This window comes from Streptomyces sp. bgisy130 (assembly GCF_057708345.1).
This window is the reverse complement of record NZ_JBYISA010000028.1, coordinates 1-11,574: the sequence shown is the minus strand read 5'-3', so window position 1 is coordinate 11,574 and position 11,574 is coordinate 1. Positions and strand designations below refer to the sequence as shown.

Annotated in this window: 13 protein-coding genes; 4 read left to right on the top strand and 9 right to left on the bottom strand. The window is 71.0% G+C overall.

Annotated elements, in window-relative coordinates; all coding sequences use genetic code 11:
* Nucleotides 1–52 precede the first annotated feature (52 nt).
* The gene (gene rocD / locus AC3EUV_RS28365) at nucleotides 53–1,309 is read left to right on the top strand and encodes an ornithine--oxo-acid transaminase (protein WP_432145255.1); all 1,257 of its coding nucleotides are present in this window, start codon (nucleotides 53–55) and stop codon (nucleotides 1,307–1,309) included.
* Nucleotides 1,310–1,329: 20 nt separating this feature from the next.
* On the opposite strand, the gene AC3EUV_RS28360 is transcribed toward rocD, so the two are convergent.
* On the bottom strand, nucleotides 1,330–1,779 hold the full coding sequence (locus tag AC3EUV_RS28360) for an FAD-dependent monooxygenase (protein ID WP_432145256.1): 450 nt from the start codon (nucleotides 1,777–1,779) through the stop codon (nucleotides 1,330–1,332).
* 336 nt (nucleotides 1,780–2,115) lie between these two features.
* Here AC3EUV_RS28360 and AC3EUV_RS28355 point away from each other — a divergent pair, with 336 nt between their 5' ends.
* Complete coding sequence (locus AC3EUV_RS28355) at nucleotides 2,116–2,670, top strand: TetR/AcrR family transcriptional regulator (protein WP_432145257.1); 555 nt, start codon at nucleotides 2,116–2,118, stop codon at nucleotides 2,668–2,670.
* Between the two features lie 32 nt (nucleotides 2,671–2,702).
* Nucleotides 2,703–3,578 (top strand): chitosanase, encoded by an 876-nt coding sequence (locus tag AC3EUV_RS28350; RefSeq protein ID WP_432145258.1) that lies wholly within the window; start codon nucleotides 2,703–2,705, stop codon nucleotides 3,576–3,578.
* 107 nt (nucleotides 3,579–3,685) lie between these two features.
* On the opposite strand, the gene AC3EUV_RS28345 is transcribed toward AC3EUV_RS28350, so the two are convergent.
* The 8 genes from AC3EUV_RS28345 to AC3EUV_RS28310 all read right to left on the bottom strand — a co-directional run bounded on the left by AC3EUV_RS28345 (nucleotide 3,686) and on the right by AC3EUV_RS28310 (nucleotide 10,568).
* On the bottom strand, nucleotides 3,686–5,182 hold the full coding sequence (locus AC3EUV_RS28345; RefSeq protein WP_432145270.1) for a nucleobase:cation symporter-2 family protein: 1,497 nt from the start codon (nucleotides 5,180–5,182) through the stop codon (nucleotides 3,686–3,688).
* 302 nt (nucleotides 5,183–5,484) lie between these two features.
* The gene (locus AC3EUV_RS28340; protein ID WP_435604170.1) at nucleotides 5,485–6,888 is read right to left on the bottom strand and encodes an 8-oxoguanine deaminase; all 1,404 of its coding nucleotides are present in this window, start codon (nucleotides 6,886–6,888) and stop codon (nucleotides 5,485–5,487) included.
* Nucleotides 6,889–6,933: 45 nt separating this feature from the next.
* Nucleotides 6,934–7,743, bottom strand: coding sequence for a solute carrier family 23 protein (locus AC3EUV_RS28335; protein ID WP_432145260.1), 810 nt, complete (start codon nucleotides 7,741–7,743; stop codon nucleotides 6,934–6,936).
* Nucleotides 7,744–7,827: 84 nt separating this feature from the next.
* Nucleotides 7,828–8,784: a factor-independent urate hydroxylase gene (pucL, locus tag AC3EUV_RS28330; RefSeq protein ID WP_432145261.1), complete on the bottom strand. Its 957-nt coding sequence runs from the start codon at nucleotides 8,782–8,784 to the stop codon at nucleotides 7,828–7,830.
* A gap of 7 nt (nucleotides 8,785–8,791) precedes the next feature.
* The gene (gene uraH / locus AC3EUV_RS28325) at nucleotides 8,792–9,202 is read right to left on the bottom strand and encodes a hydroxyisourate hydrolase (RefSeq protein ID WP_435604169.1); all 411 of its coding nucleotides are present in this window, start codon (nucleotides 9,200–9,202) and stop codon (nucleotides 8,792–8,794) included.
* Nucleotides 9,199–9,711 carry a 2-oxo-4-hydroxy-4-carboxy-5-ureidoimidazoline decarboxylase gene (gene uraD, locus AC3EUV_RS28320; RefSeq protein WP_432145271.1) on the bottom strand — a complete coding sequence of 171 codons (513 nt, stop codon included), beginning with the start codon at nucleotides 9,709–9,711 and terminating at the stop codon, nucleotides 9,199–9,201. Before uraD ends, uraH begins: the two co-directional genes overlap by 4 nt.
* 210 nt (nucleotides 9,712–9,921) lie before the next feature.
* Nucleotides 9,922–10,302, bottom strand: coding sequence for a helix-turn-helix domain-containing protein (locus tag AC3EUV_RS28315; protein WP_432145263.1), 381 nt, complete (start codon nucleotides 10,300–10,302; stop codon nucleotides 9,922–9,924).
* Nucleotides 10,299–10,568, bottom strand: a complete 270-nt coding sequence (locus AC3EUV_RS28310; protein WP_432145264.1) for a YkoF family thiamine-binding protein — start codon at nucleotides 10,566–10,568, stop codon at nucleotides 10,299–10,301. Before AC3EUV_RS28310 ends, AC3EUV_RS28315 begins: the two co-directional genes overlap by 4 nt.
* Nucleotides 10,569–10,702: 134 nt before the next feature.
* Here AC3EUV_RS28310 and AC3EUV_RS28305 point away from each other — a divergent pair, with 134 nt between their 5' ends.
* The gene (locus tag AC3EUV_RS28305; protein ID WP_432145265.1) at nucleotides 10,703–11,545 is read left to right on the top strand and encodes a TIM barrel protein; all 843 of its coding nucleotides are present in this window, start codon (nucleotides 10,703–10,705) and stop codon (nucleotides 11,543–11,545) included.
* Nucleotides 11,546–11,574: the final 29 nt, after the last annotated feature.

Below are 11,574 nucleotides of genomic sequence, written 5' to 3'. Positions count from 1 at the left end.
TCCCTCCTCCCGCACCCGTATCACCCGCGCCACCAGGAACGAGGAACCACCCATGACCACCGCCGACAGCACCGACACCACCGGCGGCTTCCCGCTCGCCCCCGAGGCCCGGCAGCACCTCCACCTCGCCGATACCGCCACCGCCCGCAACTACAGCCCGCTGCCGGTGGTCCTCACGTCCGGCCAGGGCGCGTGGGTGACCGACGTCGGCGGCCGCCGCTATCTGGACTGCCTGGCCGGCTATTCGGCGCTCAACTTCGGCCACGGCCACCCCCGGCTGCTGGACGCGGCCCGGGACCAGCTCGAACGGCTCACCCTGACCAGCCGCGCCTTCCACAACGACCGGCTCGGCCCGTTCTGCCGGGATCTCGCCGAACTCGCCGGGATGGACCTGGTCCTGCCGATGAACACCGGCGCCGAGGCCGTCGAGACCGCGCTGAAGGTGGCCCGGAAGTGGGGCTACGAGGTCAAGGGCGTGCCCGCGGACCGGGCCAATATCATCGTCGCCGACGGCAACTTCCACGGGCGCACCACCACGATCGTGAGCTTCTCGTCGGACCCGGTCGCGCGGGACGGCTTCGGCCCGTTCACGCCCGGCTTCCGCTCGGTGCCCTACGGAGACGCCGCCGCGCTGGCGGCCGCGGTCGACGAGCACACCGTGGCGGTGCTGCTCGAACCGATCCAGGGCGAGGCGGGCGTGCTGATCCCGCCGCCGGGGTACCTGCCGGCCGTGCGCGAGCTGTGCAGCCGGGAGAACGTGCTGTTCGTGGCCGACGAGATCCAGTCCGGTCTCGGCCGCACCGGCACCACGTTCGCCTGCGACGCGGAGGGCGTCACCCCGGACCTGTACATCCTGGGCAAGGCCCTCGGCGGCGGCATCGTGCCGCTCTCCGCCGTGGTCGGCCCCCGCTCGGTCCTCGGCGTCATCCGGCCCGGCAGCCACGGCTCGACCTTCGGCGGTAATCCGCTGGCCGCCGCCGTCGGGCACGCCGTCGTCGAGCTGCTGCGGACCGGCGAGTACCAGGCGCGGGCCGCCCGGCTCGGCGAGCAGCACCGCAAGCGGCTCGAAGGACTCATAGGCCATGGCGTCCGCGCCGTGCGCAGCCGCGGGCTGTGGAGCGGGATCGACATCGACCCGGAGCTCATGTCGGGGCGCGAGGCCTGCGAACGGCTCCTGGCCAGGGGCATCCTCGCCAAGGACACCCATGGCTCCACGATCCGCCTCGCCCCGCCCCTGGTCATCGCGGCCGACGAACTCGACTGGATGGCCGGACAGCTCGCCGAGGTGCTCGCCGCACCGCGCGCCTGAGGCGATCCGCCCGGCGGCCCTCAGCCCGGCCCACCGCCCACCGTCACCGCGGTCCACAGCGCGGCGTTCCGCAGGGCGGGCAGCCGCCGGGCGTGGGCCATCCGGTTCATCAGGCGCGCGGCGCGTACCAGCCGCTGGGTCGCCGGGCGCCGGGCCCGGTCGTACGCACGCAGCGCGGCCGGCACGTCCGGGGCGGCCGTCAGGGACCGGGCCAACTCCACGGCGTCGACGAGCGCTTCGCAGGCGCCCCGGCCGAGGTCCGGAGTCATGGCGTGGGCCGCGTCGCCGATGAGGGCGGTACGGCCCCTGACGTAGGACGGCAGCGGCGGATCGAGGTAGTAGAGGTCCAGGCGCAGCACCTCGGGCTCCGCCAGCCGGTCCAGGATGTCGCGCACTCCGGCGTGCCAGTGACCGAACCAGCCGCGCAGGGTGTCGGCTTCCCGGCCCGGGTCGCGCTGCCCCTCGGGCACGACGGCAGAGGCGAACCAGTTGGTCCGGCCGCCCGAGCTGGGCGTAATGCCGAAGCGGAGGCCCTCGCCCCAGGTCTCGGTGGTGCTCCCGGTCTCCCCCTCGACCGTGCCGCGCCAGGAGGACGCGCCGACGTACCGGGCGCGGTGGCGACCGACCAGCCGCTCCTGCGGAGGAAGAGGGCGGTGGCGAGACCGCCGATGCCGCCGCCGACAACGGCAGCCGTGTGCGGTGTCCGGGTCATACCGGCACGATACTATGTCCGTAGTAGATCGGCACTACAAACATAGTAGCCGGCATGGCAAGCAGAGCTAAGAATCACGGCGGAGGGCGTTCGGGTGGCACGACGGCGGGATCAGGTGCTGGACGCGGGGATCCAGGTACTGGGGAGCGAGGGAGCGCGGCGGCTGACGTACCAGGCCGTCGATGCCGCGGCGGGCGTCCCGTCCGGCACCACCTCCAACTACTTCCGCAACCGGACGGCGCTGATCGACGGCATAGTCGACCACCTCCAGGTCCTGGAGCGCCGCGACTGGGAGAGCTTCGCCGCGGCCGCCAGCCCGGCCGACGCCGGGGAGCTCGCCGACACCGTCACCCGGTTTCTGGTGTACGCGACCGGACCCGAGCGGGCCAGGACCGCCGCCCGCTTCGCGCTCTACCTGGAGGCCACCACCCGGCCCGAACTCCGCCCGACGCTCACCCGCGGCCGCGAGACCGTCGTCGGCTGGGGAGCGGAGTGGCTACAGCGCTTCGACTCGCCGGACCCCCATAGGCACTGCGAGATCCTCTTCGACTACATGGACGGCGTCGCCTTCCACCAACTCGCCTTCCCCGTCGATGACTTCGACCCGGGGCCGGGCATCCGCGAACTGCTGCGCGGGCTGCTGGGCTGACGCACCACCACCCGCTCCGACAGGAGAATTCCATGCGCACCCGAGCGAACGGCCGGGCCGTGCCCAAAACCCCCACCGCCGGCCTCACCCTGGGCCTCGTGCTGCTCACCGTGGCCACCGCCGGCGCCTGCACGGCCCCGCCGGATGCCCCGCACCGTACGGCCCCGGGCCACCACGCCCGGCACCCGGCGCGCGCGGCGGCGGACCTGGACGACCCGGCGAAGAAGGAGATCGCCATGCAGCTGGTCTCCAGTGCGGAGAACTCCTCGCTGGACTGGCGGGCCCAGTACGGGTACATCGAGGACATCGGTGACGGCCGGGGATACACCGGCGGCATCATCGGCTTCACGTCCGGAACGCACGACATGCTCGAACTCGTCGAGCTCTACACCCACCGCAAGCCGGACAACGTCCTGGCCGGGTACCTGCCCGCCCTGCGTGAAGTGGACGGCGGCGACTCGCACGACGGCCTGGACCCCGGCTACCCGGAGGCATGGAAGAAGGCCGCCCGGGACCCCGCGTTCCGCAAGGCCCAGGACGATGAGCGGGACAGGCTGTACTTCCGTCCCGCGGTCGAGCGGGGCAAGGCCGACGGCATCGGGGCACTGGGCCAGTTCGCGTACTACGACGCGCTCGTGGTGCACGGCGACGGCGACGACCGGACCGGCTTCCCCGCCATCCGCAAGCGGGCGCTGGCGAAGGCCGAGCCGCCGTCCCGGGGCGGCGACGAGAAGACCTACCTCAACGCCTTCCTCGACGCCCGGGTGTGGGCGATGCGGCAGGAGGAGGCCCACCAAGACACCAGCCGGATCGACACCGCGCAGCGGGTGTTCCTCAAGGACGGCAACCTCGATCTGCACACCCCGCTCAACTGGAAGGTCTACGGGGAGCGTTACCACCTCGGCTGACCTCTTGGGCCGCGCCGGCACCGCCGGACCGTAGCCCGCACAGCGCCCGACGGCCCGTAGGGAAGCGCCGGATGCCGCTCCCCTACGGGCCGTCGGGCCGCCCGGCGTCAGTGGACGGGCGCCGCCGCGGGCTCCCCGGCGTCGTCCGTGGGGACGGCGGTGGGCGGCGATGCGGGCTCCGGGTTGCCGTGCCCGGCCGCTGCCGGATCGCCCGTCGTGGTCCCGTCCGCCGCGTCCCTGTCCGCCGCGTCCCCGTCCGCGGCATCCCCGTCCGCCGTCTTCCGGCCGAAGTGGTTGAAGGCGAGGTTGAGGGCGATGGCGACCAGACAGCCGGTGCTGATGCCGGAGTCCAGGACGACCAGCAGGTCCTTGGGGAGGCTGTGGTAGAAGTCCGGGGCGGCGATCGGGATCAGGCCGATACCGACGGCCGCCGCGACGATCAGGGCGTTGTCCCCCTTCTCCATCGCGGCGGAGGCCAGCGTCTGGATGCCGCTGGCGGCCACCGAGCCGAAGAGCACGATGCCGGCGCCACCGAGGACCGGCAGCGGGACCAGCGAGATGACCGAGGCGGCCACCGGGCACAGGCCGAGCACGATCAGGATCAGACCGCCGGTCGCCACCACGAAGCGGCTGCGCACCTTGGTCATCGCGACCAGGCCGATGTTCTGGGCGAAGGCGCTGTTGGCGAAGCCGTTGAACAGCGGGCTGAGCGCGGTGCCGAGGGTGTCGGCGCGCAGTCCGCCCTCGATGGTGCGCTCGTCCGCCGGGCGGCCGACGATCCGGCCGAGGGCGAGCATGTCGGCCGTCGACTCGGTCATACAGACCAGCATCACGATGCACATACTGACGATCGCCGCGATGTCGAACTGCGGGGCACCGAAGTGGAACGGCGTCGGGAAGCCGACCAGCGACGCCTCCGAGATCGCCGAGAAGTTGGTGATGCCGACGGGTATCGCGATCAGGGTGCCGGCGATCAGCCCGAGCAGGATCGCGATCTGCTGGAGGAAGCCGCGCAGCACCCGGCGCAGCACCAGCACGATCAGGAACGTCAGCGCGGCCATCCCGATGTTCGTCAGCGAACCGTAGTCCGGGGCCCGGTCGTTGCCGCCCTGGGACCAGTTGAACGCCACCGGCAGCAGCGAGACGCCGATCAGGGTGATGACGGTGCCGGTGACCACCGGCGGGAAGAACCGTACGAGCCTGGAGAAGTAGGGCGCGACGAGGAATCCCAGCACCCCGGCGACGATCACCGCGCCGAAGATGATGGGGAGGGCGTTCTCGGGGCTCTGCGCCTTGCCGATGGCGACCATCGGCGTGACACCGGCGAACGAGACACCGTTGACGAACGGGAGCTTGGCGCCGACCTTCCAGAAGCCCAGGGTCTGGAGGAGGGTGGCGATACCCGCGGTGAAGAGGCTGGCGCCCATCAGGAAGGCGGTCTCGGTGGCACTCAGCCCGCAGGCCGGACCCACGATCATCGGCGGGGCCACCACACCCGCGTACATGGCGGCCACGTGCTGGAGGCCACTGGTGAACATCTTGAAGGGCGGGAGGGTCTCATCGACCGGATGCTTCCGGTCCCCCTCCGACTGCTGCCCGGTCATTGCGGCCACTGCGGGCCTCCTTCGATTTCTGCGTCGCCGGGGCCGGCGAGGCGAGGCTGTCACGGAGGGCGTGCGATGTGGTGCGTACTGCGGGAAGTCGCCTGGTGAGCGTGGTGCGGCCGGGCGCGCTTGTGGCGCGTGGACGGTGGTGGCCGGGCCAACCGGCCCCGGAGATACGGGAGTTCCCATACCTCCGGGGTCCGGCGCTTGTGGATCCCGCTCGGATCCACAAGCCCGGCCGGGAGCCGTCCCTCCCGGCCGAGTCAGGGGTGTGCGCCGGTCGCGTGACCGCGCCAAGGGGGTCAGCCCTCGGCGGCGATACGGGCCAGACGCTGGGCCTCCGCCCGCGCGGTGCGGGCGATGGCGTCCTCGTCGACGTTGCTGAGGTGGTTGTCCTCGACGACCGGCCGGCCGCCGACGAGGGAGAGGGTGACCGGCGCGGCGGCTCCGAAGACCAGCGCGGTGACCGGGTCGGCGATCGAGGAGTGCCCGAGACCGTCCAGCTTCCACAGCACGAGGTCGGCGAGCTTGCCGGCCTCCAGCGAGCCGATCTCGGCGGTCCGGCCGAGGACCTGCGCACCGCCGTAGGTGCCGAGCCGCAGCGCCTTGCGGGCGTTGAGGGCGGCCTCCCGGTGGGCGCCGAGACGGTTGATGAGCAGGGCGTTGCGCAACTCGGTGTGGAGTTCGCCGGACTCGTTGGAGGCGGTGCCGTCGACGCCGAGGCCGACCGGGACGCCGGCCGCGAGCAGGTCGGGGACCCGGGCGATGCCGGCCGCGAGGCGGGCGTTGGAGGACGGGCAGTGCGCGACGCCGGTGCCGGTGCGGGCGAAGGCGGCGATGTCGGAGTCGTTCATGTGGACGCAGTGCGCCATCCACACGTCGTCACCGAGCCAGCCGGTCGACTCGAAGTAGTCGGTCGGGCCCATGCCGAACAGCTCGTGGCAGAACTTCTCCTCCTCCACGGTCTCCGAGCCGTGGGTGTGCATCCGTACGCCCTTACGGCGGGCCAACTCGGCGCCCTGCCGCATGAGTTCGGTGGAGACGGAGAACGGCGAGCAGGGCGCGGCGGCGATCTGCACCATCGAGCCGAAGGAGGCGTCGTGGTGGGTGTCGATGGCCTCCTCGGTCGCCAGCAGGGCGCCCTCGGTGGTCTCGACGGCGAAGTCCGGGGGCAGCCCGCCGTCCTTCTCGCTGCGGTCCATGGAGCCGCGGGCCAGGGTGATCCGGGCACCGATCTCCGCGGCCGCCGCGAGCTCCGCGCCGACCAGGTCGCCGGAGCCCCGGGGGAAGACGTAGTGGTGGTCGGAGGCGGTGGTGACGCCGCCCTTGACCATCATGCCGAGCGAGCCCTGGGTGGCCGCGGCGAGCATCGGGGCGTCGATACGGGCCCAGGTCGGGTAGAGCGCGACCAGCCAGTTGAACAGGTTGTGGTCGGTGGCCAGGCCACGGGTGAGCCACTGGTAGAAGTGGTGATGGGTGTTGATCAGGCCGGGGGTGACGAGGTGTCCGGTGCCGTCGATCCGCCGGACGACGTTCTCCAGTCCCTCGGGGGCCCGGCCGGCGCCCACCGACTCGATGACCTGGCCGGCGACGACCACATGGCCGGTGGCGTACTCGGTGTCATGGGCGTCGACGGTCGCGATGGCGCAGTTCTCGATGACGAGGCGCTGCGTCACCGGGCTGTCAGGGGATGCCGGTGCAGCCATGGTGCGGTTCCTTCTTTCGGTACTGGCGGTGGGCACGGCATGGCCCTAGGGGATTTGAGTGCCGGAGCCGGACGAGGCGGCTGACAGGACCGCTGCCCGTGGGCTGCTCCGGGTGCCGAGATGGTGGAAGAACAGATTGAGCACGACCGCGGTCAGGGCTCCGGCGCTGATCCCGGAGCCGAGCACGGTCCGTGCCCAGGCGGGGAAGTCGGCGTAGAAGGTGGGCGCGGCGAGCGGGATGATGCCCGCACCGAGGGAGACGGCCACCAGGATGATGTTGGAGCTGTCGTCGAGACCGGCCTCGGAGAGCGTACGGATGCCGCTGACCGCGATCGATCCGAACAGGACGATACCCGCGCCACCGAGCACCGGCATCGGCACCAGCGAGACCACCGCGCCCAGCACGGGGAACGCGCCCAGCACGAGCAGCGTGCCGCCGGCCAGCGCGACGACATACCGGCTGCGCACGCGGGTCAGCGAGACCACCCCGACGTTCTGGGCGAAGGCGCTGGTCGGGAAGCCGCCGAAGACGGGGCCGAGCAGGGTGGCGAGGCCGTCGGTGCGCAGTCCGCGGGTGAGGGTGGCGGCGGTGGCCGGGCGGTCGCAGATCTCGCCGAGGGCCAGCATGCCGGCCGAGGGCCCGGCGATGAGCAGGCTCGCGGCGATCAGCCGGGTGCGGCCCGCGGTGTCCAGGCCGACGGCCTGGCCGATGATGAGCGGAGGGGTGACGACACCGGCGTACATGGCCGCGATGTGCTGGAGCGCGGCCGGGACGAGCCGCCGGACCGCCGGCTTCTCGTCCACCGGATGGACCGGGGACGTGGGGTGGTGCGGGTCGTGCGAGTGCTGTGCCATGGGTCGTTCCCCTCAGGATATGCGTTCCCCTCCCCGCTGCGGGGTGGGGAAGGGAACGCACGGCACGGCGTTGCGTCGGAGCGCTCAGAGGTTCGTCAGATCCACCGGGATCTTGGGCTCGACACCGTCGCGCAGAACAGTGGCTTCGATCAGGCCGTACGGGCGGTCCGCCGCGTAGTAGACGGCACCTTCGTCGGTATCGTTCTTGAGCCCGAACGGCTCCAGGTCCACCAGGAAGTGATGCTTGTTCGGGAGCGAGAAGCGGATCTCGTCGATCTCGGAACGGTGATTGATGACGCGCGACCCCATTTGGTACAGGGTCTGCTGAAGCGAGAGGCTGTAGGTCTCCGCGAAGGCCTCCAGCATGTGCTTCTTGACCTGCTCGTACGAACGCTCCCAGTTCGGCATCCGCTGCTCGTCGTCGGTCCAGTTGAACCGCCAGCGGCCGGACACCTCGGTGGCGAGAATGCGGTCGTAGGCCTCCTTGAGCGTCGTGTACTTGTCCTTGATGTAGCCCCAGAACTCCGAGTTGGTGGAGTTCATCACCACGAGGTCCTTCAGCCCGGAGATGACCTGCCACTGCTCACCGTCGTAGGTGATCTCGGTCAGGCGGGTCTCCTGGCCCTTGCGGACGAAGGAGTGCCGGACCTCGTCGGCGCCGATGAAACGGGAGTTGGCGTCCGAGCTGGCAATCCGTTCCCAGGCGTACTCCTCGATCCGGATGCGGGCCCGGTGGATCGGCTCCTGGCTGGTGACGAAGTGCCGGGCCAGGTGGATGCCGAACTGCTCGGCCGACTCGATCCCGTACTCCTTGGCGAAGGCGTACACGGTGTTCTTGGTCGTGTCCGTCGGCAGGCAGTGGGCGTTGGAGCCGGAGAGGTGGACCTCTTCCAGGTCGCCGGAGAGCGACACGGAGACGTTCAGGTCCTTGATGTGGTGGGTGTCGCCGTCGCGGGTGATCTTGACGACGCGGTTTTCCGCTTTGCCGTACTGGTTCTGGCCGAGCATCACCGGGCGGGCCGGGCGGGAATGGGCAGTCATGTCGGTGCTAGCTCCCTCGGTATACGGAGTAGCCGAACGGGTTGAGCAGCAGCGGTACGTGATAGTGCTCGCCCGGCTGGACGGCAAAGGTGATTGCCACCTCCGGGAAGAACGCTCCGCTGTCCCTTGCGCGGGGGGCGTCCTGCTGTTCCTCGGCTTGCTGGTGTGCCTTGCGGGGTGAAGCGAAGTACTCCTCGACGGCGAAGTCGAGGCGCACATGGGTGGCGCCGGCCGGCAGGTCCGGCAGGTCCTTGCAGCGTCCGTCCGCGTCGGTGGTGGACGCGCCGTGGGCGGTCCAGGCGCCGTCGCTGCCGGAGCGCACCGAGAGCGTGAGGGCGACGCCCTCCGCGGGGCGGCCCACGCTGGTGTCCAGGATGTGGGTGGACACCGACGTCGGTGCGGCCGTCGCGCTGCTCATGCTGCGTCTCCTTCTGCGTGCTCCGCGATACGGGTCAGACGAATGCGGTTGATCTTGCCGAGTTCGGTACGAACGATCTCTCGTTCTTGTTCCGGCGTGTTGTCGATCCGGTGACGGACCGCGTCCCGCATCTGCTCTCCGGTGCGGCCGGAGGCACAGATCAGGAAGACATGCCCGAACTTCTCCTGGTAGGCCAGGTTGAGTTCGAGCAGCTCCGCCTTGAGCGCGTCGGAGGCGCCCGCCATACCGCTCTGCTCGCGGTGGGAGGTCGGGTCGCCCGGCTTCGGCCGGCCGATGGGCGGGTGCCCGGCCATCGCCTCGGCCAGATCCGCCGCGGTCAGATCGGCCATGGCGGCGTCGTTCGCGGCGAACAGGGCGTCGGTGGTGGCGTAGGGGCGCCGGGCGAGGAGCCGCTCGCCCCATGCCCGGCTCGCGCACACCTCGTGCAGTGCGGCGCGTGCCGTGGCGTCGGCCGCGGTGTTGAAGCGGGTGAGCCCCGCGGGGGGCACGGGGGTGTCCCCCGTCGAGTGCGGTGAACTCGAAGACACGGGAAGCCTCCGTGGCCTGGTGGTGCTGGTCAGCTCTTCTTGGCTGGAAACAGCTAAGACCCCCGGCAACATCACGTCAACACTTTGTTGAAAACTCGGCGACACAAAAGCCGCCGTCCGGTGCTGCGGGACGGCGGCTGCGGCGGCCGGCGGGGCCGTGACCGGCCGCCCTCAGTCGGCGTCCTTCGCGGCATTCTCCCTGTTCAGGTAGTTGTACACGGTGAAGCGACTCACCCCGAGCGCACTGGCGACCGTCTCCACGCCGTGCCGGACCGAGAAGGCGCCGCGGGACTCCAGAATCCGCACGACCGACTGCTTGGTCTTACGGTCCAGCTCCGCCAGCGGCACCCCGTGCCGGCGCTGGAGCTCGGCAAGGATGTGGTCGAGCGAGTCCGACAGATGCGGCAGCCGTACGGCCACCCGGTCCTGGCCCTCCCAGGTCAGGACGACATCGTCACCCTCGGCCAGGTCCGGCTCGACCATCTGGCCACCCATCGCGTCGACCAGCGGCTTGACCGCCTGGACGAAGGGGTGGTCGGCGGGATCCGTCATGTCGCGCCCCCCTCGCCCCGCCCGGCCTCGCCGATGACATTGACCTGAAGGGAGACCCGGGTGGCGCCCGCTTGCAGGGATTCCCGCAGCAGCGCGGCCACCGCGCCGAGCACCTGATCGGCGTCGCCCTCGGCCGTATTGCCGAACGGACCGACATCCACGGCATCCAGCTCGGCGCCCGTGACGATGTCCCGCGCCACCACCGCATGCGCCGGCGCCTCGTCCAGGTCGAACGGCTCCGTTGTGAACTCCACTCTCAATCGCACGCCGCTCAACCTACGCGCGGTTCGGCCCGGCCACCAGAAATTGCCCCGGGGCCCCCTTGACAGCCTCCGAGCCCGGCAGGCAGTGTTCCATTAAGCAGAAAAACAGTTCCACTATCCGGAAGGGCGCCGCCGTTATGGGTTTCCCGGACACGCGCTTCAACGTCAATCTGTCGATCCTGTTCACCGAGCTTCCGCTGCTGGAGCGGCCGGCGGCCGCGCGGGCCGCGGGCTTCACCGCCGTGGAGCTGTGGTGGCCGTGGGTGGATGCCCCGGTGCCGGAGCAGGCGGAGCTGGACGCACTGCGCGACGCGCTCAACGACGCGGGGACCCGGCTGGTGGGGCTGAACTTCTACGCCGGACAGCTGCCGGGCCCGGACCGCGGCGCGCTGTCCGTCCCCGGCGACGAGTCGGCGAAGTTCCGGGCGAATGTGCCGGTGGCGGTGGAGTTCGCCCGCTCACTGGGCTGCACGGCGTTCAACGCCCTGTACGGCAACCGCGTCGAGGGGGTGGACCCGGCCGAGCAGGACCGGCTGGCGCTGGAGAACCTCACGTACGCCGCGCGGGCCGTGGCGGAGGTGAACGGGACGCTGCTGATCGAGGCGCTCAACGCACCCGAGTCGCCGAAGTGCCCGATCGTCTCGGCGCCGAAGGCGATCGAGGTCGTGGACGCGGTGAACGCGGCGACGGGCCTGGACAACGCCCGCTTCCTGATGGACCTCTACCACCTGTCGATGAACGGCGAGGACCTGGTCGAGGTCATCGACCGCTGCACCGCCAAGACCGCGCATGTGCAGATCGCCGACAACCCCGGCCGCGGCGCGCCCGGCACCGGTGACCTCGACCTCGCCGGCCTGCTCGACCGCCTCGTCAAGGCCGGTTACGACGGCTGGGTCGGCCTGGAGTACAAGCCCGGCGACCGCCCGAGCGCCGAGACCTTCGGCTGGCTCCCGGCCGACCGCCGCGCGGCGCACTCCTGACACCTCGTAAGCGCTTCGAAAGAGACACT